The sequence below is a fragment of the Achromobacter sp. 18P8.1.1 genome, from assembly GCF_057799415.1.
Window position 1 is genome coordinate 207,641 of sequence record NZ_JBYOKH010000003.1, and the last position, 26,916, is coordinate 234,556.

At 65.9% G+C, this 26,916-nt stretch carries 28 protein-coding genes; 19 read left to right on the forward strand and 9 right to left on the reverse strand.

Annotated features, from left to right (window positions below):
• Positions 1 to 4: 4 nt before the first annotated feature.
• Positions 5 to 2,020 (forward strand): aconitase family protein, encoded by a 2,016-nt coding sequence (locus AC27VE_RS04045; RefSeq protein WP_488703099.1) that lies wholly within the window; start codon positions 5 to 7, stop codon positions 2,018 to 2,020.
• Between the two features lie 4 nt (positions 2,021 to 2,024).
• Here AC27VE_RS04045 and rraA read toward each other — a convergent pair whose 3' ends face one another.
• The gene (gene rraA / locus AC27VE_RS04050) at positions 2,025 to 2,582 is read right to left on the reverse strand and encodes a ribonuclease E activity regulator RraA (RefSeq protein ID WP_488703100.1); all 558 of its coding nucleotides are present in this window, start codon (positions 2,580 to 2,582) and stop codon (positions 2,025 to 2,027) included.
• Positions 2,583 to 2,946: 364 nt separating this feature from the next.
• Between rraA and AC27VE_RS04055 the strand changes: the two genes are divergently transcribed.
• From AC27VE_RS04055 to AC27VE_RS04115, 13 genes are all read left to right on the forward strand, one after another.
• Entirely contained in the window at positions 2,947 to 3,822 is an 876-nt protein-coding gene (locus AC27VE_RS04055) for an N-acyl homoserine lactonase family protein (RefSeq protein WP_088590758.1), read from the forward strand.
• An 11-nt stretch (positions 3,823 to 3,833) separates the two neighbouring features.
• Positions 3,834 to 4,790, forward strand: coding sequence for an ABC transporter ATP-binding protein (locus tag AC27VE_RS04060; RefSeq protein ID WP_427955437.1), 957 nt, complete (start codon positions 3,834 to 3,836; stop codon positions 4,788 to 4,790).
• Complete coding sequence (locus tag AC27VE_RS04065) at positions 4,787 to 5,500, forward strand: ABC transporter permease (protein WP_006222337.1); 714 nt, start codon at positions 4,787 to 4,789, stop codon at positions 5,498 to 5,500. Before AC27VE_RS04060 ends, AC27VE_RS04065 begins: the two co-directional genes overlap by 4 nt.
• Positions 5,497 to 6,882: a GldG family protein gene (locus AC27VE_RS04070; protein WP_488703101.1), complete on the forward strand. Its 1,386-nt coding sequence runs from the start codon at positions 5,497 to 5,499 to the stop codon at positions 6,880 to 6,882. Before AC27VE_RS04065 ends, AC27VE_RS04070 begins: the two co-directional genes overlap by 4 nt.
• Entirely contained in the window at positions 6,879 to 7,433 is a 555-nt protein-coding gene (locus AC27VE_RS04075) for an electron transporter SenC (protein ID WP_488703102.1), read from the forward strand. The genes AC27VE_RS04070 and AC27VE_RS04075 overlap by 4 nt, the downstream gene beginning before the upstream one ends.
• Before the next feature lie 318 nt (positions 7,434 to 7,751).
• On the forward strand, positions 7,752 to 8,657 hold the full coding sequence (locus AC27VE_RS04080; protein WP_006222334.1) for a branched-chain amino acid ABC transporter permease: 906 nt from the start codon (positions 7,752 to 7,754) through the stop codon (positions 8,655 to 8,657).
• A complete protein-coding gene (locus tag AC27VE_RS04085) occupies positions 8,657 to 9,673 on the forward strand; it encodes a branched-chain amino acid ABC transporter permease (RefSeq protein WP_006222333.1) in 1,017 nt (338 codons plus the stop codon). Before AC27VE_RS04080 ends, AC27VE_RS04085 begins: the two co-directional genes overlap by 1 nt.
• Before the next feature lie 2 nt (positions 9,674 to 9,675).
• The gene (locus tag AC27VE_RS04090) at positions 9,676 to 10,416 is read left to right on the forward strand and encodes an ABC transporter ATP-binding protein (protein WP_006222332.1); all 741 of its coding nucleotides are present in this window, start codon (positions 9,676 to 9,678) and stop codon (positions 10,414 to 10,416) included.
• A 3-nt stretch (positions 10,417 to 10,419) separates the two neighbouring features.
• Entirely contained in the window at positions 10,420 to 11,076 is a 657-nt protein-coding gene (locus AC27VE_RS04095) for an ABC transporter ATP-binding protein (protein ID WP_488703103.1), read from the forward strand.
• Positions 11,077 to 11,093: 17 nt separating this feature from the next.
• Positions 11,094 to 12,530, forward strand: coding sequence for an aldehyde dehydrogenase family protein (locus AC27VE_RS04100; protein WP_488703104.1), 1,437 nt, complete (start codon positions 11,094 to 11,096; stop codon positions 12,528 to 12,530).
• A gap of 25 nt (positions 12,531 to 12,555) precedes the next feature.
• Complete coding sequence (locus AC27VE_RS04105; protein WP_006222329.1) at positions 12,556 to 13,308, forward strand: glucose 1-dehydrogenase; 753 nt, start codon at positions 12,556 to 12,558, stop codon at positions 13,306 to 13,308.
• Between the two features lie 61 nt (positions 13,309 to 13,369).
• On the forward strand, positions 13,370 to 14,494 hold the full coding sequence (locus AC27VE_RS04110; protein WP_488703105.1) for a zinc-dependent alcohol dehydrogenase family protein: 1,125 nt from the start codon (positions 13,370 to 13,372) through the stop codon (positions 14,492 to 14,494).
• A 36-nt stretch (positions 14,495 to 14,530) separates the two neighbouring features.
• Positions 14,531 to 15,835, forward strand: coding sequence for an ABC transporter substrate-binding protein (locus AC27VE_RS04115; protein ID WP_488703106.1), 1,305 nt, complete (start codon positions 14,531 to 14,533; stop codon positions 15,833 to 15,835).
• Positions 15,836 to 15,896: 61 nt separating this feature from the next.
• Here AC27VE_RS04115 and AC27VE_RS04120 read toward each other — a convergent pair whose 3' ends face one another.
• The gene (locus AC27VE_RS04120; RefSeq protein ID WP_488703107.1) at positions 15,897 to 16,322 is read right to left on the reverse strand and encodes an organic hydroperoxide resistance protein; all 426 of its coding nucleotides are present in this window, start codon (positions 16,320 to 16,322) and stop codon (positions 15,897 to 15,899) included.
• A 242-nt stretch (positions 16,323 to 16,564) separates the two neighbouring features.
• Between AC27VE_RS04120 and AC27VE_RS04125 the strand changes: the two genes are divergently transcribed.
• Positions 16,565 to 17,326 (forward strand): 5'-methylthioadenosine/adenosylhomocysteine nucleosidase, encoded by a 762-nt coding sequence (locus AC27VE_RS04125; RefSeq protein WP_488703108.1) that lies wholly within the window; start codon positions 16,565 to 16,567, stop codon positions 17,324 to 17,326.
• Here AC27VE_RS04125 and AC27VE_RS04130 read toward each other — a convergent pair.
• The 4 genes from AC27VE_RS04130 to AC27VE_RS04145 are packed head-to-tail and all read right to left on the reverse strand — an operon-like array spanning position 17,315 to position 20,459.
• Positions 17,315 to 18,214 (reverse strand): SMP-30/gluconolactonase/LRE family protein, encoded by a 900-nt coding sequence (locus AC27VE_RS04130; protein WP_488703109.1) that lies wholly within the window; start codon positions 18,212 to 18,214, stop codon positions 17,315 to 17,317. The genes AC27VE_RS04125 and AC27VE_RS04130 overlap by 12 nt on opposite strands.
• A 26-nt stretch (positions 18,215 to 18,240) precedes the next feature.
• Complete coding sequence (locus AC27VE_RS04135; RefSeq protein ID WP_488703110.1) at positions 18,241 to 19,557, reverse strand: sensor histidine kinase; 1,317 nt, start codon at positions 19,555 to 19,557, stop codon at positions 18,241 to 18,243.
• Positions 19,554 to 20,294, reverse strand: coding sequence for a response regulator (locus AC27VE_RS04140; RefSeq protein ID WP_488703111.1), 741 nt, complete (start codon positions 20,292 to 20,294; stop codon positions 19,554 to 19,556). Before AC27VE_RS04140 ends, AC27VE_RS04135 begins: the two co-directional genes overlap by 4 nt.
• 36 nt (positions 20,295 to 20,330) lie before the next feature.
• The gene (locus tag AC27VE_RS04145; protein WP_267880229.1) at positions 20,331 to 20,459 is read right to left on the reverse strand and encodes a hypothetical protein; all 129 of its coding nucleotides are present in this window, start codon (positions 20,457 to 20,459) and stop codon (positions 20,331 to 20,333) included.
• A 173-nt stretch (positions 20,460 to 20,632) separates the two neighbouring features.
• Between AC27VE_RS04145 and AC27VE_RS04150 the strand changes: the two genes are divergently transcribed.
• Positions 20,633 to 21,322 carry a cytochrome c biogenesis CcdA family protein gene (locus AC27VE_RS04150; RefSeq protein ID WP_488703112.1) on the forward strand — a complete coding sequence of 230 codons (690 nt, stop codon included), beginning with the start codon at positions 20,633 to 20,635 and terminating at the stop codon, positions 21,320 to 21,322.
• A 31-nt stretch (positions 21,323 to 21,353) separates the two neighbouring features.
• Positions 21,354 to 21,890 carry a thioredoxin family protein gene (locus AC27VE_RS04155; protein WP_488703113.1) on the forward strand — a complete coding sequence of 179 codons (537 nt, stop codon included), beginning with the start codon at positions 21,354 to 21,356 and terminating at the stop codon, positions 21,888 to 21,890.
• Positions 21,891 to 21,892: 2 nt separating this feature from the next.
• Here AC27VE_RS04155 and AC27VE_RS04160 read toward each other — a convergent pair whose 3' ends face one another.
• The gene (locus AC27VE_RS04160) at positions 21,893 to 22,795 is read right to left on the reverse strand and encodes a LysR family transcriptional regulator (RefSeq protein WP_488703114.1); all 903 of its coding nucleotides are present in this window, start codon (positions 22,793 to 22,795) and stop codon (positions 21,893 to 21,895) included.
• A 207-nt stretch (positions 22,796 to 23,002) separates the two neighbouring features.
• On the opposite strand from AC27VE_RS04160, the gene AC27VE_RS04165 reads away from it, so the two are divergent.
• The gene (locus AC27VE_RS04165; protein ID WP_488703115.1) at positions 23,003 to 23,959 is read left to right on the forward strand and encodes a Bug family tripartite tricarboxylate transporter substrate binding protein; all 957 of its coding nucleotides are present in this window, start codon (positions 23,003 to 23,005) and stop codon (positions 23,957 to 23,959) included.
• A 64-nt stretch (positions 23,960 to 24,023) separates the two neighbouring features.
• Complete coding sequence (locus AC27VE_RS04170) at positions 24,024 to 25,214, forward strand: serine hydrolase domain-containing protein (RefSeq protein WP_488703116.1); 1,191 nt, start codon at positions 24,024 to 24,026, stop codon at positions 25,212 to 25,214.
• Positions 25,215 to 25,223: 9 nt separating this feature from the next.
• Here the strand turns inward: AC27VE_RS04170 and AC27VE_RS04175 are convergent, their stop codons facing one another.
• Positions 25,224 to 25,388, reverse strand: a complete 165-nt coding sequence (locus tag AC27VE_RS04175) for a hypothetical protein (protein WP_488703117.1) — start codon at positions 25,386 to 25,388, stop codon at positions 25,224 to 25,226.
• A 57-nt stretch (positions 25,389 to 25,445) separates the two neighbouring features.
• Positions 25,446 to 26,849 carry a tetratricopeptide repeat protein gene (locus AC27VE_RS04180; RefSeq protein ID WP_488703118.1) on the reverse strand — a complete coding sequence of 468 codons (1,404 nt, stop codon included), beginning with the start codon at positions 26,847 to 26,849 and terminating at the stop codon, positions 25,446 to 25,448.
• Between the last annotated feature and the right edge of the window lie 67 nt (positions 26,850 to 26,916).

Genomic DNA, 26,916 nt, shown 5'->3' on the forward strand with positions numbered 1-26,916 from the left:
GGTTATGACTGCTGCTGTGGCGTTACCGGCTGGCGTGCTTGATGCACCCGCCCGATTGCTGTTCTTGTCGCAAGACCCTGCCGGCATCGCCGCGCAGTTGGACGGGGCCGCCAGCGGATCACCGTCTGCCGTCCCGTTGCGCGATGACATTTCCACCGACGAGATCACGCCGGTGCCGATCCTGACGCATTTCGACGAGAAGCTGGGGCGCTATCCCTACACCGGCCTTGCGGCGGGGACGGCGCGCCCCATCGGCATCGATGCGATCAAGCGGGCCGGCGTCAATGTGGTGGTGGCCGGCAAGCGCTACGGCAAGGGCTCGTCGCGTGAACACAGCCCCATGGCCGAAAAGTCGGCCGGCGTGCGCTTGGTCATCGCCGAGAGCTTTGAACGCATCTATCGGCAGAATGCAGACAACATCGGCTTGTACACCAGTACCGATCTGGGCCTGGTGGCGCGCCTGCAGCGCGGCGAGCCGATCACCGTGGACGAGATCGTGGCGGGCCGCGACGCCTTGTCAGCCGCCATCGTGCGGGCGGGCGGCTTGCTGGCGTTCGGGCAGGCGCACTTGCAAGACGTGGGGCAGGGGCGGGCGGGTGACAAGGGGCCAGCCCAGGCAACAGAAGGGGATGCGCCGCGCACGCTTTTCGAGAAAATCATCCGGCGCCATTTGCTGGAAACGCCTGTTACCCCCCGCGACGCGCAGCAAGGCGCGGGGGTGTTCCTCCGGGCGGATTGGCGTTTCATCCACGAGTACTACACCGGCATGGCCGCGCACATGCTGCACGCGCGTTTTGGCCGTCCGCTGCGGCTCGTCGATCCGGCGCGCATCGTGGTGTTCGAAGACCATACCTCGTATGTCGAGGAAAGCCCCAACCACGTCAGGGCCGGCATCGTGCCCAACGTCCGCGTCATGTGCCAGGCGCAGCGCGATTTCGTCGACGCCTACCAACTGCGGCATCACCGCACCCTGACCGAGTCCGAAGCCGCGCAGGATCCGGGGGCCAACGTGGCGGGCATTTCGCATGCGATGATGGCCGAACATTACGCGCTGCCGGGGCAGGTGGTGGTGGGCACCGATTCGCATACGCCCCATAGCGGCGCGCTGGGGTGCGTGGCGTTCGGTGTCGGCACAACCGACATGGCCAACGCCTTCGTGACGGGCGCGGTGCGCCTGACGATGCCGGCGTCGCTGCGCGTCGACCTTGCGGGTGCCTTGCCGCCGGGGGTGACGGCCAAAGACATCGTGCTGCATTTGCTGGCCTTGCCCGAAATCCGCGCCGGCGCGGGAGTAGGCAAGGTGTTCGAGTTCACGGGCGACGCCATTGCGGGCCTGTCCGTCGACGAACGCGCCACCTTGACCAACATGACGGCCGAATTGGGCGGGCTGACCGGCATTGTGGCGCCCGACGCCGAAACCGTCCGCTTCCTGCGCGAACGCCGCGGCGTGGACGTGGTGATCGAGCCCTGGATGCATAGCGATCCCGATGCCGTCTATGCGGCCACCTTGCGCGTGGATTGCCAGGCCCTGTCGCCGCTGGTAGCCGCGCCGGGGGATCCGGGCAATGGCATTCCGCTTTCCAGTCTGCAGGCCCGGCCGCGCATCGATATCGCCTACGGAGGCTCCTGCACCGCTGGCAAGCGTGAAGATTTCGATGCATATCACCACGTGCTGGCCTGGGCCGTGGCGCGCGGCCTGACGCTGCCAGACGGCGTGACGCTCTATCTGCAATACGGCACCACGGCCGTGCGCGACTATTGCGTGGCGCAAGGGTATGACCGGACCTTCGCCGCCATTGGCGCGCGCATCCTGCAACCGTCGTGCGGCGCCTGTGCCAATTGTGGCCCGGGGTCATCCACCGATCCGGATCAGGTCACCATCAGTGCCATCAATCGGAACTTCCCCGGCCGTTCCGGCCCGGGCAGCGTGTGGCTGGGCAGTCCGCCCACCGTCATGGCCAGCGCCCTGGCCGGCAAGCTGATGTCGTTCGCGGAATTGCAGGCCGGGTACGCGGCCTGAAGGCTTATTCCGTTGCCAGCGCCGTGTGACGGCAAGACAGCACGATGATGCCGTCCGGGTCGGCGTAGAGCCAGTCTCCCGTGCGGATGTCGATGCCCTGGATCCGCACCTGGTCGCCGGCGGCGGCCGTCGTCAGCGTCGGGGCCCGGTTGGGCACCGCGCCCAGCGCATGCACGCCCAGCGGCATGCGCGCCAGGACGGTGATGTCGCGCACGTAGCCGTTGATCAGCACGCCAGCCCATCCGTTCTGCGCGCCCATGCCCGCCATCCGGTCCCCCAGGATTGCGTGGCCCGCGTTGCCCAAGCCATCCACCACCAGCACGCGCCCGTGTCCCGGTTCGGCCAGCAAACTGGCCAGCGACAGGGCGCCGTCCGCCACGGGCGAAGGCACCGCCACCACCTGGCCGAAATACCACGTCGGCGCGCCATAGGGGCGGAACACGGGCGGCAGGACGCGCAGCCCCGCGGCGGGCTGATCCAGGCAGCTGTCGCACAGGTCTGCGGTCGCCCAGTTCACGTCAGGCGCGCTGCGGTAGCTGGGAGGGGTGAAGGGCTGATTCATGATGCGGTGGAATTCAGGGCAATGGATACCGCCGCAGTGTGACATGGGATGGCACCGTTGTGCCGACCCGGTCACGTCCAATGGGTTGGACGGCCACTGCCTGGCGTCTAGGGGTTCTTCCGAGTTCAGGCGCCGTGAAACCCAGCTTAATGAAAGCTTAATTGGCAGTCCTTCGGCGCTGCGTCAGAGTGCGCAACAGAGTCAACGGCCACCAAGACGCCGTCTCGGCCGGCGAGCTTATCCGTCCGGCAGTCAGCCCCGCACAGCACACCCCTATCAATAGAAATCCGGGACACACCGGGTTGCTTGCTATCGGCTGCCGCCATCAGGCGTCGGCTCCCCCTGTTGGTCCGAGGAGACAACAATGAGCAAGAGCTGGAAGTCGTTTTTGGGTGCGGTAGGTGCAGTGGGCGCGGTGGCAGTGATGGCAGCGGGTGGCGCGCAGGCCGCCGATGCGCCGCCGGACATCAAGCTAATGCAGCTTTCGGTTGGCAAGATCGAGCTGGACAAAGGTTTCATGACCGCCATGGTGGATGTGGGCACCAAGATCAAGATCCCCGTGCCGGCCTATGTGATCCAGCATCCGCGCGGGCTGGTGCTGTTCGACACCGGCATGAACCAGGCCACCGCCGACGGCAACTGCGCCAACTATTGGGGGCAGGGCCTGTGCGGCGCCTTCAATTCCATCCAGGGACGCGACGAAGTCGTGGACCGCCAGTTGAAGGCGGCCGGCTTTGACGTCAGCGACGTGAAGTACGTCGTCTACTCGCACTTCCACCTGGACCACGCCGGCAACATCAAGATGTTCCCCAAGGCCAGGCACGTCGTGCAGAAGGCCGAACTGCGCGCCGCCTGGTGGCCCGAAAAGTTCCAGCGCGCCGCCTATGTGATGAAGGATTTCGACACCACGCGCGACTACGACTTCATCCAGGTGGAAGGCGACTTCGACCTGTTCGGCGACGGCACCATCGTGCTGTTGGACACCAAGGGACACACGCAAGGCCACCAGTCCCTGCAGGTGAAACTGAAGAACACGGGCACGGTGCTACTGGCGGCGGATGCCATCTATACGGGCGAGAACGAAGCAGGCGTGATTCCCGGCATCACCTGGAACACGGCGGCGTCCATGCAGGCCATAGATCGCTTGAAGCAGATCCGCGATGCGCGTCAGGGCCAGCTCTGGTACAGCCATGACGCGGAGCAGCACGCGCAGAACGCCAAGACGAAAGTCTTCGACTGACGGGCCACGCCATGCAGCCCGCAGTTGCCTTGCACGAGGTCTGCAAGTCGTTCGGGCCCCGCCAGGTCCTGCATTCGCTAAGCCTGTCGGTCAGGCCGGGCGAAATCGTGGGCCTGCTGGGACCGAACGGCAGCGGCAAGACCACGACTTTGCGCCTGATGGCGGGGTTCTATGCGCCGGACAGCGGCCGCATCACGATTCGCGGGCGCGAACCGGCGCCGGGACGTGGCAACGCAGACATCGGCTATCTGCCGGAACGCGCACCGCTGTACGACACGCTGACGGTGACGCAGTACCTGGAGTTCGGGGCGGGCGTCAAAGTGGCGGGCGGGGCGCGTGCGCGCCGCCAGGCCATCGAGCGCGCCATTGACGGCTTTGATCTGCAAGGGGTGGCGCGCACGGTAATCGGCCGGCTCTCCAAGGGCCAGCGCCAGCGCGTGGGCTTGGCGCAGGCGGTGCTGAACGACCCGCCGGTGCTGCTGCTGGACGAGGCCACCAATGGCCTGGACCCGGTGCAGATCGTGGAGGCGCGCGCCATGATCCGCCGTTGCGCTGAAGGCCGCGCCGTCGTGTTCAGCAGTCACCTGATGCAAGAAGTGGAGGCGCTGTGCACCCGTATCGCCATCCTGCGCCAGGGCCGGCTGGTGGAAGACACGGTGTTGGGCGGGGTGCAGGCGGCCCTGCAATTGCAACTGGCCTTGCCGGCGGCCCGCCACGCCGCCCTGCTTGCCGCCTTGTCGGCCTGCCCGGGCGTGCGCGGCGTGGATGCCGTCCCGCTGGACGGCGAACTGAGCAAGTGGCGCATCAGTTGGGATACGGACGCGGGCGGCGCCACCTGCGACGCGGTGCTGCGCATTGCGCTGGCGCACGCCGAACTGCGTGCCGTGCTGACCCTGCACGACGCGGTGGAAACTCGCCTGCTGGCCGCGTTGGCGCCCAACGACCCTTTGATGCGGAGACGGGCATGACAGGGTTTGCCGCGTTGTACCGGAAAGAGCTGCGCACGGATTTCGGGTCGCCGGTGGCGTTGGTGGTGGTGGCTGTGTTCTGGGCCTTGTCGGGCTACCTGTTCAGCTTCAACCTGTTTTTCGTCAGCACCGGCCAGATGGTGACGGCATTCCACAACATGACGATTTTGCTGATCCTGGTGATGCCGCTGGTCAGCATGCGGGCGTTCGCGGAGGAAGCGCGCCAGGGCACGCTGGAACTGCTGCTGACCCTGCCGCTGTCGGATGCGGCGCTGGTGGCCGCCAAGTACGCGGCAGGGCTGACCGTGCTGGCGCTGATGCTGGCGGGCACGACCGCCGCCGTGTTGCCGCTGGCCTGGTACGGGCAGCCTGACTATGGTCCGATCCTGGGCGGATACATCGGCGTGTTTCTCTACGGGGCGCTGTTCCTGGCGATCGGCATCGCGGTATCCAGCGCCTGCACCAACCAGATCGTGGCGGCCAGCGCCACCTGGGGCATCCTGGTGCTGCTGTGGTTCATCGACTATCCCGCGGCGCTCGATGCGTTCCCGGCGCTGTCGCCGTTCTTTCAGGCGTTGTCGCTGTCGGCGCAGCACGTGGACTTCATCCGGGGCGTGTTGCCTGGGCCGGCAACCTTGACCTTGGCCAGCGTTGCCGTGCTGGCGCTGATGATTGCGGCCGTCAATCTGAAGCGCTGGAGGCTGCGATGATGCCGCGTGCGCAATGGCGCCGTGCGGGCAAACGCCTGTCGCTGTGGCTGCCGGTGTTAGTGGTGGCCGCACTGCTGCTGGCGCTGAATCTGTGGGCGGCCCGCAACCTGGGGCGCGTGGACCTGACCGCGCAACGGCTTTATAGCCTGGCGCCGGAAAGCATCGAGGTGGCGCGCCAGGTGAAGCAGCCCGTCGAGGTGACGTGGTTCTACGACCTGCGCAACAAAAGCATGGTCGATGCGCTGGAACTGCTGCGCCAGTACGAGCACGCCAATCCGCTGATCCGGGTGCGCGGTGTGGACCCGGCGCTGCGGCCGGCCGAGGCGCGCGAAGCGGGCATCCAGTTCGCGGGCAGCGCCGTGCTGACGGCCGATCGCCGCAAGCTGACGATCAACGGCGGCACGGAAACCGACTTCACCAATGCGTTGATCCGCATCAGCCAGCGCGGCGCGCAAACGGTCTGCTTCACGCAGGGGCACCGCGAAGCCATGCTGGACAGCTTGACGTCGCTGGACGACCTGGAAGACCACGGCGACGATGAAAACCTGGTGGCCCGCGTCGAAGTCCACGAACAGCACGGTATGGCGATGGCCCGCAACGCCTTGCAGACCTTGGGGTTTGCCACCCGCGGCGTGAATGCCGGCAGCCTGGCGCAAGCGCTGCCTGCCTGCGCGGTCGTCGTGGCGGCCGGACCGCGCACGCCATTTGGCGACGATGACGCGCAGGCGCTGCGCGACTGGACGGCCGCGGGCGGCAAGACCCTGCTGTTGCTTGAGCCGGACACGCGTCATGGCCTGGACGCCTTGCTGGCCGACTTCGGCATCGCGCGGCCGCCTGGGGCGTTGGCGGATCCGGGCAGCCATTACCGCAATGATCCGGGCAGCCCCGCTGTCAGCGACTACACCCGCCACAAGATGACGCGCGGCTTGCCCTTGAGCTTCTTTCCCGGCGCAGCGGGCCTGGAGCCGGCTGGCGACAGCCTGCCCAAAGGCGTCGTCGTGACCCCCTTGGCGCAAACGTCCAGCCAGGCGCATCTGCCTGGGCAAGCGCCTTCGCGCTACACCCTGATGGCGCTGGCCACGCGCAACGCGCAGGCAGCCAACGCGGACGGGGACGCGCACCCGACCTTGCTGGTGGCGGGCGACAGCGACTTTGCCACCAACCGGCATTTCGCCACGCTGGGCAATGGCGCGCTGTTCACCAGCGCGGTGACGCTGCTGGCGGGCCAGGATGCGCTGCTGACGATCCGGCCCCGCCACTACGAAGGCCGCCGCGTCGAACTTACCAACCGGCAGATGCGCACGGTGTTCTGGACCAGCACGGTGGCCTTGCCCTTGCTGGCGCTGATGACCGGACTCGTATTGTGGTGGAGGCGCCGATGAAGCCGGCACGTGCCCTGTGGCCGCTGTTGTTGGCGGCCGGTGTGGGGCTGTCGGCCTGGCAGTGGCACGAGGCCACGGAGGCGCCGGCCGGACACGGCGGCCACACGCATCTGCACGATGACGCCGGCAAGCCGGCGCGGCTGTATTCCTGGGACGCTGGAGACGCCGTGCAAGTCACGCTGGCCACGCCCGCTGCCGCGGTGACGTTGACGCGCGGCGGCCAAGGCTGGGCGGCAGCGCCGGCGGACCGCGCGGCGGGGTTTGATGCCGCAGCGTTCCTGGCCCTGTTTTCACAAGCCCGCAGCGACCGCGTCCTGACGCCTCACGACGATCAGTCGTATGGATTGAACCCGCCCCAATTGCGGATCGACATCCGCGATGCCGGCGGTGTGGGGCTCGCCCGAATGGCGGTGGGCGCGCTTGCGCCGGATGGGCTAGGCCGTTATGTGCAATTGCCCGATGAGCCGCACATCCGCATCATCCCCGACTACCAGACGCGGGCGCCGATGGCGGCGATGCTTCAGGTAAACCCGGGTGCGGAAAGCCCGTAGTCTGGACCCACTCTATCGCTTGTGAAACCCGGCTTGCACAAAGATAAATAGGCGCTGAATAGGGGCGTACCTATACTTCGATTCCATTATCGGACGGGTACGAATCGGCGACGTCAACCGCCGGCGGAACCGTCCACATAAACGCCTTCCGGCCTGCTCCGCGTCGCATCGGAGACAAGCACGGCAAGGTCCATAACGAGACAAGGGCGCGCCAGCGCGTCCAGGGCGACATGCCCGTACCGCCGTGCAGGGGATCCACGTTGCCGCGGCAACACGTCCACCGCTGCGGCAGGTGCTTAGCGTATTGGGAGAAGACGCTTGACCTTGGATCTACTGCCTCTCGCCTTGGTGGACGGCGTGGCGTACGCCAGTCTGCTGTTCCTGGTGTCGATGGGGTTAACCCTGGTGTTCGGTGTGATGGGCATCCTGAACGTCGCCCACGGCGCCTTCTATGCTTTCGGCGGGTATGCCGCGGCAAGCCTCGTCATGTTCCTGGCGCCCAAGACCGACTCCCCCATCCTGTTGTTCGCCGCCCTGTTCGTGGCGGCCATCGCCGTCGGCCTGGCGCTGGGCAGCATCATGGAATTCGTGCTGATCCGCCGGGCCCAGAACTACGACCCCATCCTCAAGCTGCTGATCACCTTCGGCGGCTTCCTGATGCTGGAAGACATCCAGCGCCTGCTGTGGGGCGCGCAGCCCTACAGCGCCAGCGAAGTCGTCAACCGGCTGGGCAACATCGAAATCGGCGACATCACCTACACGACCTACCAACTGGTGGTGGTGCCGGTGACGGCCGTGCTGGCCTACGTGTGCCTGGAGTTCTTCCTGCGTCACACCAAGCTGGGCAAGCAGACGGTGGCCACCACGCACAACCGCGAGGTCGCGACGTCGCTGGGCATCAACGCCAAGAAGATCGGATACGTCACCTTTGTGATCGCCACCATCCTGGGCGCCCTGGGTGGCGCGCTGGCGGCCCCCACCACGTCGCTGGTGCCGGGCGCCGGCACGGACATGACGGTGCTGTCGTTCGCCGTCGTCGCCACCGCAGGCCTGGGCCAGATCACCGGCGCGCTGATCGCCGCGCTGTTGATCGGCATCATCCGCGCCATCGCCGTGTACGCCGCACCTGAACTGGAAGTGGCAGTGCCATACATCATCATGGTGCTGGTGCTGATCATCCGGCCGCATGGCCTGTTCACCGTCGCCCAGGCTCGGAGGATCTGATGAAAGTTGCCGTCCTCAGCCTCGTGGCCGCGCTGGTCACGCTATTCCTGGGCTATACCTATTCCTGGACCATCACGCCGATCGTCATCGGCCTGACCTACGCCATTGCCGCGCTTGGTGTGTCGGTGATGGCCCGCGCTGGCCAGATCTCGTTCGGCCACGCAATGTATTCGTGCATCTCGGCCTATACCGTGGCCTTCCTGGCGCGCGCCATGCCGGGCACCGATGCGCTGGTGCTGATCCTGGCGGGCGTCGCAGCCAGTTTCGTGGCCGCCATCGTGATCGGCCTGTTCGTGGTGCGCTACCGCGGCATCTTCTTCGGCATGCTGAACCTGGCGCTGAGCATGGTGCTGTTCGCGCTGCTGGGCAAGCTCTACACCTTGACGGGCGGTTCGGACGGCCTGCGCATCGTGCGCCCCTCCATGGCCGGCGTCCTGATGGAGCGCGAGTCGTTCGAACGTGCGCTGCTGGTGCTGACGCTGGTGCTGTCGATGGCATTGGCCTGGTGGGTGCAGCGCTACTTTCGGTCGGGTAGCGGCCAGGCCCTCTCGGCCATCAAGACGAACGAAACGCGCATCGAATACCTGGGCTTTTCCGCGTACTTCATCATGTGGAAGGGCTACCTGCTGTCGGCCGTGGTGGTGGGTTTCTCGGGCGCCATTCTGGCTTTGATGCAGGGCCTGGTCACCCCCGAGATCGGTTCGTGGCTGCGTTCGGGCGAGTTCGTATTCATCACCATCCTGGGCGGGGCCGGCCATGCGGCGGGCGCATTCCTGGGGGCAGTGGGCTTTGAAACGGTCAAGCTGGTGTCTGCCGCGTACTTCCCCGGCCTGTGGCAGTTCCTGCTGGGCCTGACGCTGATCCTGGTGATCTTCATGTTCCCCACCGGATTCGTGGGCCAGATCATGAAGCGCGTTGCCACGCAGAAGCGGGACCTGGCCCGTGCGCAGGCACGCGCAAACGACACCGTGGCGGCCCGGGTCCAGGCCAATGCGCAAGCCTCGGTGAGGAACTGAAGATGAAACCCCTCATTCAAACCACCGGCCTGTATCTGGCCTTCGGCGGCGTCGTCGCGGCCGACAACATCGATTTCGAATTGCACGAAGGCGAACGGCTGGCCGTGATCGGGCAGAACGGCGCCGGCAAGACCACCTTCATCAACATTTGCACGGGCTACCTGGCACCGTCCAAGGGCAAGGTGTATTTCGACGGGCGCGACGTTACCGCCATGGCGCCGCGCAAGATCGTGCGCCTGGGGCTGGGCCGGTCGTTCCAGCTGCCGCAACTCTTCACCGAGCACACGGTGCGCCAGTGCGTGCAGATCGCCGCCGCCCGCCGCAACAAGGAGCTCAGCTGGTTCCGTTCGCTGGAAAGCACCATCGACGAAAAGGAAGTGGATGCCACGCTGGACCTGGTGGGCCTGCTGCCTGAAGCCGACGAAGCGTCCATCGAACTGCCCGAAGGCAAACGCAAGCTGCTGGACGTGGCCATGGCGCTGGCCCTGCAGCCCAAGCTGCTGATCATGGACGAACCCACCAGCGGGGTCGCGTCCGAAGACAAGTTCGCGCTGATGGAAACCGTGATGCATGCGCTGGACGAACGCCGCGTGACCAGCTGGTTCGTCGAGCACGATGTGGACATCGTGTCGCGCTATGCCACCCGGGTCGCGGCCTGGATTGCGGGCAAGGTGGCCGCCGACGGCACACCGGCGGAGGTCTTGAACAACCCGCAGATCAAAAGCGAAGTGCTGGGGGCCTGAACCATGTTGAATCTATCGGCCATCAATGTCGACCTGGCGGGCAACCGCATCCTGCGCGACGTCAGCGCCAGCTTCGAACCGTCAAAGACCATCGGCATCGTGGGCCGCAACGGCGCGGGCAAGACCACGCTGCTGCGCACCATCATGGGCCTGACTCGGATCAAGTCCGGCAAGATCGCCTTCGACGGCACGGACCTGACCGCCTTGCCCGGCCACAAGCGCGCCGCGTTGAAAGTGGGCTACGCGCCCGAAGACCGCGTGATCTTCCCGACCATGACGGTGGAAGAAAACCTGAACCTGCCGTGCGAAGTGCAGGGCCAGTCCAAGGCCGAGATCGCCGCGCGCATCGCCACGGTGCTGAAGGTGGTGCCGCAGCTTGCGCCGATGCTGGACCGTTCCGGGTCCGCGCTGTCTGGCGGCCAGGGAAAGATGGTGGCGTTGGCACGCGCCATCATGGTCGGCACCCGCCTCTTGATGCTGGACGAGCCCTTCCAGGGCCTGGCCCCGAAGCTGGCGCGCGACTACACGGAAGCGCTGGCGCGTCTGAAAGAGCTGCAACCCGACCTATGCGTGGTGATCACCGAGTCCAACGTGAAGTTGCTTGGCGACATCCCCGACCAGATATGGACGATCGAGCGCGGCTCGATCACCTTGAATTGAATACCCGGAGACTTTCCATGACGCAGATGATTATCGATGGCCGTCAGGCCGATGCCGCAGACGGACGCACCATCGACGTGGTGTCGCCGGTGGACGGCAAGGTGTTCACCACCATCCCGCGCGGCCAGCAGGCCGACGTGAACGCCGCCGTGCAGGCCGCACGCGCCGCGCTGGAGGGCGACTGGGGCCGCATGACGGCGCTTGAGCGCGGGCGCCTGCTGCTGCGCCTGGGCGAATCCGTGCTGGCGCACCACGAAGAACTGTCGCAACTGGAATCGCGCGACACCGGCAAGCCGATGTTCACCGCCCGCGCTGACATCACCGTGCTGGCGCGCTACTTCGAGTTCTACGGCGGCGCGGCCGACAAGGTGCACGGCCAGGCCATCCCGTTCCAGAAGGACTATTCGGTCCAGTTGATCCGTGAACCGCTGGGCGTCACCGCCCACATCATCCCTTGGAACTACCCGGCCCAGATGTTCGGCCGCAGCGTCGCCCCGGCGCTGGCCATGGGCAACGCCAGCGTGGTCAAGCCTGCCGAAGACGCCTGCCTCTCGATCGTCCGCGTGGCCGAACTGGCGCTGGAAGTGGGCTTTCCGGCCGGCGCGCTGAACATTGTCACAGGCCTGGGCGAAGAGGCGGGCGCGAGCCTGTCGCGCCATCCCGACATCAACTTCATCACTTTCACGGGTTCCAACGAGGTCGGCGTGCTGATCCAGCAGGCCGCCGCCGTCAACGCGGTCAAGTGCGTGCTGGAACTGGGCGGCAAGTCCGCCCATATCGTGTTCGACGACGCGAACTACAAGCTGGCCATTCCCGCCATCGTGAAAGGCATCGTCCACAACGCAGGCCAGACCTGCACGGCCGGCAGCCGCCTGCTGGTGCAGAAGGGCATCTACGCCGATTTCATGAAGGCACTGGCTGAGGAGTTCTCCAAGGTGCGCGCTGGCACCCCGGACATGGACCTGACCTGCGGCCCTGTGGTCAACAAGGCGCAGTTCGACCGCGTCAACCGCTACATCGCCAAGGGCCTGGCGGACGGCCTGAAGGTGGCGGCCGAAGGCGCCATCGCCGACGGCGTGCCGACGGGCGGCTACTTCGTCAAACCCACGCTGTTCAGCGCCCCGTCGCACGACAGCACGCTGCTGACCGAAGAGATCTTCGGACCCGTGCTGGTGGCGCTGCCCTTCGATACCGAGGCCGACGCCATCCGCCTGGCCAACGCCACCGACTACGGCCTGTTGGGCGCCGTCTGGACCGAGAACGGCGGGCGCCAGCAACGCATCGCGCGCGGCATCAAGTGCGGCCAGGTCTACATCAACGGATTCGGCGCGGGCGGCGGCGTGGAACTGCCGTTTGGCGGCGTCAAGAAAAGCGGCCACGGACGCGAGAAGGGCTTTATCGCGCTGGAAGAAATGAGCACGACCAAAACGATCATCCAATTCTATGGCGAGTGATCGCCAAGCTATCCGGAGACAAGTCATGAGTCAGTTGCAAGGCAAGGTTGCTATCGTCACGGGCGGCGGCAGTGGTTTCGGCGAAGGCATCGTCAAGCTGTACGCCAAGGAAGGCGCGAAGGTCGTCATCGCCGACATCAATAAGGAAGCCGCCGACCGCGTGGCGGCCGAAGTCGGCGCCGCCGCGCTGGCCGTGAAGGCCGACGTGTCCAGCCGCGCCGACATCGACAACGTGGTGCGCGTCTGCCAAGAAAAGTTCGGCTCGGTCGACATCGTCGTCAACAACGCCGCCATCACCCACAAGAATCAGCCGATGCTGGATGTGGACGAGGCCATGTTCGACCGCATGTTCGACATCAACGTGAAGTCGATCTACCACATGGCCCAGGCAGTCGTGCCGGTGATGCGCAAGCAAAAGCGCGGCGTGATCCTGAACGTGGGCTCGACGGCCGGCATCCGTCCGCGGCCGGGCCTCAGCTGGTACAACGCGTCCAAAGGCGCCGTCAACGTGCTGTCGAAGTCCATGGCGGTGGAGCTGGGCCCCGACGGCATCCGCGTCAACGCCATCTGCCCGGTGATGGGTATTACCGGCATGTTCGAACTGTTCATGGGCTTGCCCGACACGCCCGAGAACCGCGCCAAGTTCGTCTCCACCATCCCGCTGGGCCGCTTCTGCCAGCCGTCGGACGTGGCGGCGGCGGCGCTATTCCTGGCCAGTGACGCGGCGGAATTCATCACCGGCGTGGAATTCCCCGTGGACGGCGGCCGTACCGTCTGATCGTTTTCGACAGGCCCCGCACAGGCCGGGGCGTCTTCTCTCTACCGTGGGTGTCAGGCGCATGAAAATCAAAGCGGCGTTGTTGCGTAACGTAGGGGTGGAAGGCCCCTACGCCCAGACCCGGCCATTGAGCATCACCGAGATCGAACTGGACCCGCCCGGCACGGGCGAAGTGCTGGTGAAGATCAAGGCGGCGGGGCTGTGCCATTCCGATCTGTCGGTGATCAACGGCGACCGCCCGCGCGGCGTGCCCATCGTGCTGGGCCACGAATCCTCCGGCGAGGTCGTGGAAACCGGCCCCGGCGTCACGGACCTGAAGTCGGGCGACCACGTCGCCATGGTGTTCGTGCCCAGCTGCGGCTGCTGCAACCCTTGCATGGAAGGCCGGCCTGCGCTGTGCGAGCCGGGCGCCGCCGCCAACACTCAAGGCACCCTGCTGGGTGGCGACCGCCGCCTGCATATCGGCAGCGAATACATCAACCACCACACCGGCGTGTCCTGCTTCGCGGAATACGCGGTGGTGTCGCGCCGGTCCTGCGTAAAGGTCAACGTTGAACTCAGCCATCGCGAAGCGGCGCTCTTCGGTTGCGCCGTGCTGACGGGCGCCGGCGCCGTGCTGAACCGTGCGCGCATCAAGGCCGGCGACACCGCCGCCATCGTCGGCCTGGGCGGCGTGGGATTAAGCGCCTTGCTGGCGGCCGTGGCCGCCGGTGCACGCCGCGTGGTCGCGGTCGACCTCAGCGACGAAAAGCTGGCCTTGGCCAAGGAGCTGGGCGCAACCCATATCGTCAACCCCAAACAGGTGAAGACGGACGCCGACCTCTTCGACCTGGCCGGCGGCCGCGTCGACTACGGCTTTGACATGGCCGGCGCCGTACCCGCGTTCGAGACCGCCTACAAACTGACCCGCCGCGGCGGCGCCACCGTCACGTCGGGCCTGCCCAACCCCAAATTCAGCTTTCCCTTGTCGCTGTCGCAGATGGTGGGCGAAGAGCGCGACATCCGCGGCAGCTACCTGGGCTCGGGCGTGCCCGCCATCGACATCAGCCGGTATATCGACCTGTACAAGGCCGGCCAGTTGCCGGTGGACCGGATGATGGGCAAATCCTTTTCGCTGGACCAGATCAACGAGGGGTTCGATCACCTCGCTACCGGCGGCAGCCTGCGCGACGCCATCGTTTTCTAAGGGCATAGACCCGACTACAACACTGGAGACAAGACCATGAAAACCTCAAGACTGGCTGCCCTCTTGGGCGCCACCCTGCTGTCAGGCTTCACGGCGCTTGCGGGCGCCGCCGACAAGCCCAAGGAACTGAACATCGGTATCTCGACCTTCCTGTCGGGGTCGGCATCGGTGTTCGGCGTGCCGGCCCGCGACGCGGCCGAGATCCTGATCCAGGACATCAACGCCGCCGGCGGCATCGACGGCGTCAAACTGGTGCCCAGCTACATCGACGAAGGCGGCGGCGGTGAAAAGCTGCTGTCCGAGTACCGGCGCCTGGCAGAAGGCGGCACCCGCGTCATGCTGTCGGCCATCTCCAGCGGCCACTGCAACATCGTCGCACCCGTGGCCGAAGACCTGAAGGTGCTGAACGTGCTGTGGGACTGCGGCACGGAAAAGGCGCTGGAAGGCAAGAAATACAAGTACGTCGTCCGCACCCAGGCCAACGCCACCACGGAAATGGTCGCCCAGGTCCTGTACCTGATGAAGGTCAAGCCCGACTTCAAGACCATCGCCATCGTCAACCAGGACTACGCCTGGGGCCGCGATTCGCGCGACATCTTCCTGGCCGCGTTGAAGAAGTTCAAGCCGGACGTCAAGGTCGTGGCCGAGATGTTCCCCAAGTTCGGCGCCGCCGATTTCTCCACCGAGATCAGCCGCCTGCAGGCGCTGCGCCCGGACGTCATCGTGTCCACCTCATGGGGCGGCGACCTGGACAACTTCGTGCGCCAGGCGTCCCAGCGCAACCTGTTCAAGAACTCCACCTTCGTGCTGTCGCTGGCCGAAAGCTCACTGGAACGCCTGGGCAACGCCTTGCCTGAAGGCGTATACGTGGGCGCTCGCGGCGACCACTACTTCCTGCATCCGGAAACCAAGGACGATCCGCAACACCAGGCTTTCGTGAAGAAATTCCACGACAAGACCGGCGCCTACCCGATCTACTCGGTCTACCACATGGTGCAAGCCATCCAGGGCCTGAAAGCCGGCTACGAAAAAGCCATCAAGGACAACGGCGGCGCCTGGCCCAGCCCGGAACAAGTGGCAGCCGCCATGCACGACGTGACCTTCAAGGGATACGGCCGCGACGTCAAGATGCACCGCGCCGACGGCCAGGGCCTGGAAGCGCAACTGTTCGGCGTGACCAAGAAGAGCGACAAGTACCCGTTCAAGGTGCTGGGCGACATCACCATCGTGCCGGCCGAACTGGTCACCCCGGGCGTGGAGGACACCTCGATGGCCTGGATCGACAAGAGCCTGACGCCGGACGTGCTGAAAAGCGACCAGATCAAGGTGTTCCCGAACTGAGCAAGCTGTGTTGTGTGTGCAGGGACGTCCCCGGCGAGAAATCGCCGGGTTTTTTTTTGTCTTAAATAATCTCGAACCGCACGTCCACGTTGTCCTTGATCGCGCGCGAATACGGGCACATCTGGTGCGCGCCTTCCACCAGCAGCCGCTTCTGGTCATCCTCCAAGCCGGGCAGCGACACCGCCAGCACCACGCCCAGCGCAAAGTTCTCGCCGTTATCGACCTTGCCCAGCGACACGCTGGCGTCGATGGCGACATCTTTGGGAATGGCGATGCCATGCGTGGCGCCGGCGCGGCGCATGGCGCCCATGAAGCAGGCGGAATACCCCACCGCAAACAATTGTTCGGGATTCGTGCCGGGCTTGCCCGATCCGGGCGGACTCAGTTGCACGTCCAGCGCGCCGTCGCTGCTGCGGCCGGCGCCGTCACGGCCGCTGGTGGTGTGGGTGTGGGCGGTGTACAGCACTTGTTCAAGTTGCTTGGCCATAATGGCTCCTGATCTAAGGTTGCGGCCAGGCCGCGACGTTGAGGGACTTGTTTTGAGAGCCTGCATTGCATCAAGCGGGTGTATCCGCCATGTGTCGTGTGAATCCCGGCTCGCATGCTCGTGTATCGGCGCGTTCGGCGGATACGCTGCGATACAAAGCCTTCGGTTATCGAGGGGGGATTCAGAAATGGGCCACGATCGAGTATGTTTCGCCTTTCACGCATTGATCAAAAAAGGACACCATGGAACGTCTCGCCATCCTCGGCGCGTTGCACGAAGAAATCGCCGATCTGTTGGCGGCGATGGACCCGGGCGCGACGATTCACCGTATCGCCATGCGCGATTTTCACGTGGGGACGTTGTGGGGTACGCCATGCGTCATCGCCCTCAGCCGTATCGGCAAGGTGGCGGCGGCAGCGACGGCGTCTATCGTCATCCGGGAGTTCCAGGTGTCGAAGGTGATCTTCACGGGGTTGGCGGGCGGCCTGCATCCGAATGTGGACGTGGGCGACGTGGTGGTGGCCAATACCTTGATGCAGCACGACATGGACGCCCGGCCGCTGTTCGGCCAGCACGAGATCCCTTTGTTGGGCCGGGTGCAGTTCGAGTCGGATGCCGCCCTGAGCAAGCTGCTACACGACAGCGCCCAGGACTTCGTCCGGCGCTACGGGGCAGCGGGCGATACCGCGGGCGCCACGCTTGCGCAGCCCAAGGTCCATGCGGGGTTGATCGCGACCGGCGACATCTTCGTCAGCCACAATGACGAGGCCCAGGCATTGCGCAAGCGCTTGCCTGATGCGCTGTGCGTCGAGATGGAAGGCGCGGCGATGGCGCAGGTCTGCTATGAGTTCGGCATTCCGTTTGCGGTGATGCGCGTGATTTCCGATCGCGCCGACCACGCCGCCAAGACCGACTTCACGGCGTTTCTGGAGAAGGTGGCGCGGGTCTACACGGCGGGCATCTTGGCGCCCCTCTTGAAGTCGGGCGCGCTCTCAGCCGCCTGATACGGGATTGGCGACGCGGTACAACGCCCCAAGGTAGCCGTCGACCTCGCTGTCGTTGGCGATGGTGCCTTCCACGAACTTTTCATCGGGCGTCAAGGCCAGGTTCGCGTGATGTTGACCGGGCAGGTCCACCCGCGCCAGCAGTTTGCCGTCCGGTGCGAATACGGCGAAACCGCCTCCGTGATACAGGCTGACGAAGAGCCGGCCTTGCCGGTCGATGCGGACGCCGTCGGGCGTATGGCGCGGATTGACGCCATCGGCCAGCACGGTATCCAGCGCCAGGAATTCCTGTTTGTGGGACAGGGTGCCACCGGCGCCGATATCAAAGCGGAAGAGGCGGTCGGTGCTGCTCTCCGCCACATACAGCGTCTTGCCGTCGGGCGAGACCACCAATCCGTTGGCGTTGTGGATATCGCCGGCGACTTCATGCGGCAGTTCGCCCGGCGCCAGATAGTAGACCTTGCCCAGTGTGTCGCCCTCGTCGCCCGATGCGGTGAAGTAGATGCCGCCGCGCCCGTCCGACGCCAGATCGTTGGGCAGGACAAAGGGGCGTTCCGCATCGTCGTGGTCATAGACGGCGAGGGTGTCTCCCGTTTGGCTGATGCGCACGATGGTGCCGTTGTCGTAGCCCGCCACCAGCAGGTCTTCCCCGTCCTGGACCAAGCCGTTGGCGCCGCTGCCGGCCTGCCGCCAGACTTGCCGGGGCTGCTTGTCCTCCAGGCGGTAGACGGCTGAGCGGCCGTAGTCCACGTAGTAGAGCGTCGAGCCGACGAAGATAGTGCCTTCGGCAAATTGCTGCCCGGTCGACAGGATTTCAACCGTGCTGGCGGGCGCTGCGCCCGCCGTGGATGCCGCTACCAGTAGAGCGAGGGCGAAGAGGCGTTTCATGGGGAGCTCCTGGGGCAGGGTTGCCGCTAGCGGGCGATGCGCAGTTCAGCGGATAGGCCGCCGCCGTCGCGGGGGCTCAGGATCAGCTTCGCGCCTAGGACTGCCGCCAATTGCTGTGCAATGGCCAGCCCCAGGCCGGTGCCGCCCGTGTCGCGGTTGCGCGAGCTTTCCAGGCGATAGAAGGGTTGCAGCACGGCATCCATTTCATGCGCGGGAATGCCAGGCCCCCGGTCCAGCACGAAGATCGACACGGGACCGCCTTCGGCAGCGTCCACACGGACTTCTGCCGCACCCGCGAACTTCAGGGCGTTGTCGATCAGATTGCCCAGCACGCGGCGCAAGGCGTGTGGACGGGTCGACAGCGGCCCGGCACTGTCGCCCGACAGGCTGACCGCTTTGCCGGTGTCCTGGTAGTCATAGACCAGGCTTTCCAGAAACGCGGCCAGCTCCACGCGCACGGGCGTTTCCACCTTGCCGTGGGCACTGCGGGCGTAGTCGATGCCTTCGCGCACCAGGCGCTCCACTTCGTTCAGGTCTTGCGCCAGCTTGTCGCGGTCGACCGAGGCGTCCATGAATTCCGTGCGCAGCTTCATGCGGGTGATCGGCGTCTGCAGGTCATGCGAGATGGCGCCCAGTATCTGCATGCGTTCGGCCACGTGGGCAGCGATGCGTGTTTGCATGGCGTTGAAGGCGACCGCAGCATTTGCCACTTCGGCGGGGCCGTGTTCGCTAAGCAGGGGACTCTTGGCGTTCGGATCCAGCGCTTCGGCGGCGCGCGCCAGCCGCGTCAGCGGACGCACCGCCAGGCGCACGGCCAGCCAGGCGCAGCCGATCAACAGCAGCAGTTGCACCGCCAGCACGACGCCCAGCCATGGCGCGGGGCGCATTGACGACAGATGAATGTCCAGGATCACGGGCTGCCCATCGGACAAGAGGACGCGCGCCTGGATATGGCGGGGGTCGTCCGCCATGGCCCGTATCGTTGCGGGGCGGGCGTTGCCCAATGCTGCCTGGATGGACTGCGCGACGCTGCGGGCCGCATCCAGTTCAAGCGGCTGGTCTGCATCGCCGTTGCCCAGCTGGTATTCGCGGTTGCCGCTGGACAGGCGAGGCAGCCAGGCGGGGCGTTCGGCAGCGGGCAGGCGGTCCAGGATGTCCATGGCGATGGCGACGTCGCGTTCCAGGTCGCCCAGCATCATGGTTTTGGTGGCGCTGTAGCGTTCGTAGAACAACGACGCGAACGACAGGCCGTACGCCAGCAGCAGGCCGACGAGGAAGATCAGGAACAGGCGCGCGACCAGCGTGCCCGGCCAAGGGAAGCGGCGCGGGGCGGCGGCAGTCACTGGTCGGGTTCCGAGACGTCGACGGTGGCCGAGAACACATAGCCTTCGCTGCGCACGGTCTTGATATACATCGGTTCGCGTGCGTCTTCGCGCAGGCGCTGGCGCAGGCGGCTGACCAGCAGGTCGATGGACCGGCCGAAGAAGTCGGCGTCGCGGCCTTGGGTCAGATTCAGCAACTGGTCGCGATTCAGCACCCGTTGCGGATGGTCGAGAAAGACGCGCAGCAGCCGGTATTCGGCGCCGCTGAGCGACACGATGGTGCCATCGGCATCCAGCAAATGGCGCGCGGTGGTGTCCAGCCGCCAGTTGCCGAACGCGATCTCGCGGCCGGGCTCTGTTACCTGGAAGTTGGGCGGCAGCATGCGCGTGCGGCGCAGGATCGCCTTGATGCGCGCCAGCAGTTCGCGCGCCACGAAGGGTTTGACCAGGTAGTCGTCGGCGCCCATTTCCAGGCCGATGACGCGGTCCATGTCGTCGCTGCGCGCCGTCAGCAGCAGGATGGGGATGCGGCGGTGCTTGCCGCTGCGCAACTCGCGGCACAGCACCAGGCCGTCGTCGCCGGGCATCATGATGTCCAGCACGATGAGGTCGACGGACAGGCTTTCCAGCAGCGATCGCATCTGCCGGCCGTCGGCCGCCAGCGTGACGGCCAGGCCGTTCTTCTTCAGGAAGTTGCCGGCCAGCTCGCGTATTTCGCGATCGTCGTCGACGATCATGACGTGATCAACGTGATCCATCTGCGGATGCCTTTCTGGGGTGGGAGGGCGTGCCGTTCATGATACCGGGGGCAGGGGATCCCGGCGCGGGCGGGAATTGGTGATCAGCTGGCACTGGAATGGCTTGGCGGCTTCGGCGGTAAAGCCGCCGAACAGCAGCAACAGGACGGCAAGAAAGCGTTTCATCGGAAGGGCTCCACAGACTGCGGTGAACGGTTTATAGCGCCGCCCGAGCCGGGATGTGTGTCGTACTGTATACGCGCCAGCAGCGGATACATAAGCAGGAAAAACTGCGCCAATCGGGCACAAGCCGGATACGTGCCGCGGGTGCAATGGGGCCTCTTTCCAAAGGACACCCCATGGACCTGATCAACACCCCCATCGCCCTGCTGGCCGGCATGCTGACCATCGCGTCGCCGTGCGTGCTGCCTTTGTTGCCGGTGCTGCTTGGCACCTCGCTGGAACGTTCTGACCGGATGCGTCCCTTGTTTGTCGTGTCCGGCTTCGTACTGGCGTTCGCTGGCCTGGGCATCGCGCTCAGCCTGCTGTCAAACCTGAATGCCTCGGTGCATGAAGCCGTGCGGTCCACCTCGGTGGCGTTGCTGGCGCTGTTCGGGTTGGTGCGGATCTGGCCGCAGCCCTATGACCGTCTGATCGCGCGCTTTGGCGGACCGTTGCAGCAGCTGGCGTTCAGCGCCGGCGGAGCCGGTAGCGGGAATGCGGGCGGCTTTCTGCTGGGGCTGTCGCTGGGCGCCGTGTGGACACCCTGCGCGGGCCCCGTGCTGGCATCGATCCTGGTGCTGGCCGCCAAGGCGCAGGACCTGACGCAATCCAGCACCTTGCTGCTGGTGTTCGCCATCGGCGCCGGCATTCCCATGCTGGCCATCGCCTATGGCGGCCAGGCCATCACCGCTCGGGTACGCGGGCTGTCGCGCTACACGCATCGCTTGCAACAGGGCTTCGGCGTGCTGCTGGTCCTGACCGCGGCCGCCATCTATTTCCAGTACGACATCCTGGCCTACGCCTGGATCAGCAACCTTTTCAACTGACCTTTCTCCCCTGACCCCAAGGAGTCCGACCATGTTTGCTTCCATGAAGAAGATCGCGCTGGGCGCGTTGCTTGCTACGTCGCTGGCGGCGTCGGTGGTGCCGGGCGCTGCGCAGGCTGCTGGCACGCCTGTTCCCGCGCCTGAATTCACCGGTATCGAAAACTGGCTCAATAGCCCGCCGCTGACGTTGGCCTCGCAACGCGGCAAGGTCGTGCTGGTGGATTTCTGGACCTACACCTGCATCAATTGCATCCGCACGCTGCCGTACGTCACCAGCTGGCATCAGAAGTACAAGGACCAGGGCCTGGTCGTGGTGGGCGTGCACACGCCGGAGTTCCCGTTCGAGCGTTCGACGCCCAACGTCCAGAAGGCGCTGGAACGCTTCAAGATCACGTACCCGGTGGCGCAGGACAACCGCTATGCCACGTGGGAGGCCTATCGCAACCAGTACTGGCCGGCGGTCTATCTGATCGACAAGCAAGGCCAGATTGTCTACCGCCATTTTGGCGAAGGCAACTATGCCGAGACCGAGGCCGAGATCCAGCGCCTGCTGGCGCAGCCGGGCTAGGCCTAGCCCGCCATCTGCGCCGCGCACCAGTCGCGGATTTTTTCCAGCGCGGGCGGTGGCGTCTTGCCGTCCAGCGTCACGAACATGAATTCCGAACTCAGCGATAGCGGCGGCGACAGGTGCAGTAGCACCAGTTCGCCGCGGTCCAGCAGGGTGCGCGCCACCTGCAGCACGCCGAAGAACACGGCGTCCGTGCGGCGCACCACTTCCACCAGGGCGTTCACATCGTTCGATTGATACTGGATCGCATCGTAGAAGTGCGTGCGGTTGCCGAAGTATTCATTCAAGCGGTGGATCACGTCATTGCTCATCGCGCGGCCGCTGGCCGCCAGCGGGTACTTGCGCAGTTCGGCGAAGCTGAGCGCGTGGCGGTGCTCCAGCGGATGCCCCGCGCGGCAGACGAAGCCCAGCGGGGTGCGCGGGAACAGGTCCAGGTTCAGGTCGTCGTCCGGCGGGACCTGGCTACGGTGCAGGATCAGCGCGTCGACGGCGCCTTCGCGCAGTTCCTGCAGTTGCATGTCGGCGGTGCCACCGCTTAACTGAACCTTGATGGCGGGGTAGCGCTGCATCATGTGCTGCAGCAGGTGCACGGACAGCATCGCCGTTGGGGCAGGGCCCAGGCCCAGGCGCAGGGTGCCGGCTTCGACGTTCGCCAGGATCTTGGCGCTGCGCCGCAGTTCGGCCAGCTCGACCCGCACCCGCCGCGCGCGGGCCAGCGCCAATTCGCCCAGGGCAGTCAGTGTCTTGTTCTTGCCGCGTTCCAGCAGCGGCCCGCCCAGCTCCTCTTCCAGCGCCTGGATGCTGCGACTAAGCGCGGGCTGGGTCAGGTGCAGCTTGTCGGCGGCGCGACTGAAAGACTGGGTTTCCACGACGGCCAGGAAGTGGTCCAACTGCTGAAGATTCATGCGGCCTGCCAGAATTATTCATTTTGATTATGGAAGGTAAGCCGATTATGCATTGGACGGCAATTAGTGGCGCTCCTAAGATCGCTGCTCATCCGTCGCATTCCGACACCCGCCATTCAGTGAGCCGCCATGGTCCCGACGCTGTCATCCCGTTTTGCTGCCCCGGCCGTTTCGATCGGCCTTCTGCGGGGGGCGCTATGCAGATTCATGGTGGCGGCAGGCCTGAGCGCCGCCGTGGCCGCCCCGGTATGGGCACAGGCGAGCTTTCCGGCCAAGCCGGTTTCCGTGGTGGTGCCGGTGTCGGCCGGCGGCGCGGCGGACGCCCTGGCGCGCGCCTGGGCCAGCTATGTGTCCAAAGCGATCGGCGGCACGGTAATCGTTGAGAACAAGCCGGGCGCCAATGGCAGCATTGCCGCCGCCTTCGTCGCCAAGCAACCCGCGGATGGTTATTCGCTGTTGTTCGGCAGCACGTCGAACATGTCCTTGAACCCGTTCTCGTACAAAACCCTGGCCTACAACCCGGTGCGTGACTTTGACCCGGTGACGATGATTGCCGGCACGTCGCAGGTGCTGGTGACGAATCCGGCCAGCGGCATCAAGAGCGTCCAGGACCTGGTCAAGGTGGCCAAGAACAAGCCCGGCGTCTTGAATTACGGCTCGGCCGGGATGGGCAATTCGACGCATTTGAACGTGGCCTTCCTGGCGCAGCATTTCGGGCTGGACATGTCGCATGTGCCTTACAAGGGGGCGGCGCCCGCCATGATGGACCTGGTGGGCGGGCAGATCGATCTGACGGCGGATGCGCTCTCGGGGGCGATTCCGCAAATCAAGACGGGCAAGGCGGTGCCGCTGGTGGTCTTCGGCAGCCAGCGCGTGGCCGAGCTTCCCGATGTGCCGACGATCTACGAAGTGGGCGCCACCGATTTTCCCAGCGACGGCTGGTACGGCCTGATGGCTCCCAAAGGGACGCCGCCCGCCGTGCTTGCGCGGCTGACCGAGGCCACGCAGAAGTTCTGGGCCGACCCCGACGCGCGGGCGCAGATGGCGCAGATCTACATGCTGCCGCCGGCCGAGTTCGGCGGGCAGGCCGTGGCGCAAGCCATGCAGCGCGAATCCGCGACCTGGGGGCCGATCATCAAGCGGCTGGGCATCCAGAACGATTGATCCCCGTCTCATCCCTTCAGCACCGCTGCATCGCCGGCGGGACGCCACGCATCGAGCCTTGCCCATGACCGACTTGTCTTTTCCTTCCGCCGCCGCAGCCATCGCCCGGCCCGCCGTCCATCTGCCCCGCAGCGAAGACTTCCTGCTGTGGCCGCCGTGCCTGCAGGCTTATGGCTACCGCATCGTCGACCAGTTGTTCGCTACCCGCAGCGTGGCGCGTGGCCCGGCGACGCGTGAGTTGGAGCGCGGCCCCGAAGCGCGCGTGCAGTACGGGTCCGATGGTGTGCAGCGCGGCCTGCCCGAATTCATGGACTGCAACAACGTGGCCGGGCTATTGGCGATGCGCGAGGGGCGCGTGGTGCTGGAACGCTACGGCCTGGGCCTGCAGCCGCACGACCGCTGGTCCACGATGTCCACCATCAAGTCGGTGACGTCGCTGCTGGTGGGCGCGGCCGTGCAGGACGGCGCTATCCACAGCATCGACGACCCCGTCACGCGGTACCTGCCCGCCATGCAGGGCTGCGCCTACGACCAGGTGACCGTGCGGCACCTGATGACGATGTCGTCGGGCATGGAATGGACCGAGGACTACACGGACAAGCAATCGGATGTGAACCGCTACAGCAAGTCGCTGGCGGACAAGGTGCCGGGCGGCGTGCTGGCGTTGCTGCGCGCGTGCCGGCGGCTGCATGCGCCGGGCGCGGTGTGGCACTACAACACGGGCGACACCTATCTGCTGGGCGCGCTGCTTTCGGCCGCCACCGGCATGACGCTGGCCGATTACCTGTCGCAGAAGATCTGGCAGCCCTACGGGATGGAGTTCGACGCCTTCTACACGCTGGAATCCGAAAACGGCCAGGAGATCGGCGGCAGCCGCGCCGGCATGACCTTGCGGGATCTGGGCCGGGTGGGCCAGTTCGTGCTGGACGACGGCGTGATCGGCGGCAAGCGGGTGCTGCCCGAAGGCTGGATCGACCAGGCCGGTGCCGTGGCCCATGCGGTGCCCGAAGCCTTCCATTCCGCCAGCCGCCAGGCGCTGGGGCTGACGGCCTATGGCTATAGCTGGTGGCTGCGCGAAGACGGCGCGATGATGGCCATGGGCCATTCCGGCCAGCGCATCTACATCGACCGCCGCCACGCGTTGGTGGTGGTGCAGTTGGCCGCCTACCCGGAACCGCGCTACGCCAGCGCGAATGAACCGGATCGCGACGCGGAACTGAACAGCGTGATCGCGGCGATCCGGGACGCGGCCTAAGCGGATGGCCTAGCGGCCGGTGTCCGGGTAATTGGGCCCGGCATCATGGAAGCCGCCGTTGCTGTAGGGGTTGGCGGCGCCCGGGTGGGGCGGGCCGCTGTTGCCGGGGGCACAGCCGCCAAGCAGGAAAGCGGCGGCAAGCAGGGCGATCAGGTGCTTCAACGGGGAATTCATGGCGGTCTCCTGCGGCTGCCCCTCAGCAGGCGCGTAGCGTGCAGCGTATGCGGACGATTATAGGGCGGCGTCCGTCCGCCACCCCTTGCGCTTTGCCCACGGCCGATCGCAGCGCTGCCGATATCCCTCCACGGCCGGGGAACTCGACGCTTGGAAGTACGGATGTGGGTATCCCGCCTGGCGCATTGCGTCATACATGCGCCGGCCCCACACGCACTGTGCTTGCGCTTGGTCCCATAGCCGCGCCGCCTGTTCCGGCTGGCCGTGCTGCCACAGCGTCAGGCCATAGTCGGCCACGATTTCTTCGTTGCGCGGAATCTCGCGATAGGACTCGCGCATCAGGCGCAGGCCTTCGTCCGTGTCGCCTCGCCGCGCCAGGATCCAGCCCAGGGTTCCCTGGTTGTACGGGTTTGCGCCCGTGCGGCGGATGGACTCGCGCACTTGCGCTTCGGCCTGGGGCAAAAAGTCGGGAAAGTCCGCCAGGTAGTAGGCGATTTCGTTGGCCAGGTCCGGGTCGTCGGGCTGCCGTGCGCGGTCGCGCTTGGCTTGGCGTTGCTGCAGCACCTGCGTGTCAGCCAGTGCAAGTTCCGGCATGCCCAGCAGGCGTTCCAGGTTCAGGCGGTCTTGCAGCACGGCCTTGGCGGGGCGTTTGAGCGATTCCGGGAAGCGCCACTGGCGGGCGCGCTGCACCCATTGCCGGGCTTGGTCCTGCTGGCCGACCATCAACAGCAGGTGGGCCAGGTCCAGTTGCTGCTGCGAAGTGTCGGCGCAGCGCATGGCGCTGATCAATTGCTCGGCGCCGTTCACATCCTTCTGCGCGAACTTGAGATTGATGGCGTCCAGTTCGGCAAAGCACGCCGCGTTGTCGGTGGCCGAGCCCTCGATCGACAGGGATAAGGGGCTTGCTGGCATGTCATGACTGAAGTAGGCCGTGGAGCCCTGGCGGGTGGTGTAGCCCAGGTCGACCCATTGTTCGCCCCAGCGCTGACGCAGCGTCAGGATGTACGGCCAGGCGGGCAGCGGCGCGTTGTCGCCGCTGGAATTCAGCTGGAAGAAGTGGCCCCACGCGCCGTCGCCGACGCGACGGATCAGCGTGAAGTCGGTGGCGGCGTGCGGCTGCTCGGTCCAGACCCAGGCGGTGCGGCCCTGGGCGTCGGTGACGCCGTGCAGGATGCCGTCATTGCTGGGGGTGTTCTGGATCGCGTCGGTCTTGCCGGTCAGGAACAGGCGGTACGGCGTGTTGGGGGCGGGCGCGATGGATTGCCTGTCGGGCAAGGCAAGCGTCAGGCTGCGGCCGTGCGTGCCCACGCCATATTGCGGCATACCGGCAGGCGGAGTCGTCGAACGGACGGTGGATTTTTCAGGCGCGGTGGTGTCGGCGGCGTGGGCGCCCGGCGCCAGCAGCCACAGGGCGGCGGCGAACACGAGCGCGGTGATCGGGGTGTGCTGCAAAGGCGTCATGGGGACTGCTTGGGGGGCCGCGGGAAGGTTCGCGTGCCCGGATTGTGCACGACAACGCGCGCCGGGG

Excerpts from the sequence above, each read along its gene's own strand:
- AC27VE_RS04045 (WP_488703099.1), top strand. The coding sequence starts at position 5 with ATGACTGCTGCTGTGGCGTTACCGGCTGGCGTGCTTGATGCACCCGCC.
- AC27VE_RS04180 (WP_488703118.1), bottom strand. The coding sequence starts at position 26,849 with ATGACGCCTTTGCAGCACACCCCGATCACCGCGCTCGTGTTCGCCGCC.
- AC27VE_RS04105 (WP_006222329.1), top strand. The coding sequence starts at position 12,556 with ATGAGTCAGTTGCAAGGCAAGGTTGCTATCGTCACGGGCGGCGGCAGT.
- AC27VE_RS04170 (WP_488703116.1), top strand. The coding sequence starts at position 24,024 with ATGACCGACTTGTCTTTTCCTTCCGCCGCCGCAGCCATCGCCCGGCCC.
- AC27VE_RS04165 (WP_488703115.1), top strand. The coding sequence starts at position 23,003 with ATGGTGGCGGCAGGCCTGAGCGCCGCCGTGGCCGCCCCGGTATGGGCA.
- AC27VE_RS04130 (WP_488703109.1), bottom strand. The coding sequence starts at position 18,214 with ATGAAACGCCTCTTCGCCCTCGCTCTACTGGTAGCGGCATCCACGGCG.
- AC27VE_RS04145 (WP_267880229.1), bottom strand. The coding sequence starts at position 20,459 with ATGAAACGCTTTCTTGCCGTCCTGTTGCTGCTGTTCGGCGGCTTTACC.
- AC27VE_RS04175 (WP_488703117.1), bottom strand. The coding sequence starts at position 25,388 with ATGAATTCCCCGTTGAAGCACCTGATCGCCCTGCTTGCCGCCGCTTTC.
- AC27VE_RS04160 (WP_488703114.1), bottom strand. The coding sequence starts at position 22,795 with ATGAATCTTCAGCAGTTGGACCACTTCCTGGCCGTCGTGGAAACCCAG.
- AC27VE_RS04110 (WP_488703105.1), top strand. The coding sequence starts at position 13,370 with ATGAAAATCAAAGCGGCGTTGTTGCGTAACGTAGGGGTGGAAGGCCCC.
- AC27VE_RS04070 (WP_488703101.1), top strand. The coding sequence starts at position 5,497 with ATGATGCCGCGTGCGCAATGGCGCCGTGCGGGCAAACGCCTGTCGCTG.
- AC27VE_RS04115 (WP_488703106.1), top strand. The coding sequence starts at position 14,531 with ATGAAAACCTCAAGACTGGCTGCCCTCTTGGGCGCCACCCTGCTGTCA.
- AC27VE_RS04085 (WP_006222333.1), top strand. The coding sequence starts at position 8,657 with ATGAAAGTTGCCGTCCTCAGCCTCGTGGCCGCGCTGGTCACGCTATTC.
- AC27VE_RS04100 (WP_488703104.1), top strand. The coding sequence starts at position 11,094 with ATGACGCAGATGATTATCGATGGCCGTCAGGCCGATGCCGCAGACGGA.
- AC27VE_RS04075 (WP_488703102.1), top strand. The coding sequence starts at position 6,879 with ATGAAGCCGGCACGTGCCCTGTGGCCGCTGTTGTTGGCGGCCGGTGTG.
- AC27VE_RS04120 (WP_488703107.1), bottom strand. The coding sequence starts at position 16,322 with ATGGCCAAGCAACTTGAACAAGTGCTGTACACCGCCCACACCCACACC.
- AC27VE_RS04095 (WP_488703103.1), top strand. The coding sequence starts at position 10,420 with ATGTTGAATCTATCGGCCATCAATGTCGACCTGGCGGGCAACCGCATC.
- AC27VE_RS04055 (WP_088590758.1), top strand. The coding sequence starts at position 2,947 with ATGAGCAAGAGCTGGAAGTCGTTTTTGGGTGCGGTAGGTGCAGTGGGC.
- AC27VE_RS04065 (WP_006222337.1), top strand. The coding sequence starts at position 4,787 with ATGACAGGGTTTGCCGCGTTGTACCGGAAAGAGCTGCGCACGGATTTC.
- AC27VE_RS04155 (WP_488703113.1), top strand. The coding sequence starts at position 21,354 with ATGTTTGCTTCCATGAAGAAGATCGCGCTGGGCGCGTTGCTTGCTACG.
- AC27VE_RS04090 (WP_006222332.1), top strand. The coding sequence starts at position 9,676 with ATGAAACCCCTCATTCAAACCACCGGCCTGTATCTGGCCTTCGGCGGC.
- AC27VE_RS04150 (WP_488703112.1), top strand. The coding sequence starts at position 20,633 with ATGGACCTGATCAACACCCCCATCGCCCTGCTGGCCGGCATGCTGACC.
- AC27VE_RS04140 (WP_488703111.1), bottom strand. The coding sequence starts at position 20,294 with ATGGATCACGTTGATCACGTCATGATCGTCGACGACGATCGCGAAATA.
- AC27VE_RS04060 (WP_427955437.1), top strand. The coding sequence starts at position 3,834 with ATGCAGCCCGCAGTTGCCTTGCACGAGGTCTGCAAGTCGTTCGGGCCC.
- AC27VE_RS04125 (WP_488703108.1), top strand. The coding sequence starts at position 16,565 with ATGGAACGTCTCGCCATCCTCGGCGCGTTGCACGAAGAAATCGCCGAT.
- rraA (WP_488703100.1), bottom strand. The coding sequence starts at position 2,582 with ATGAATCAGCCCTTCACCCCTCCCAGCTACCGCAGCGCGCCTGACGTG.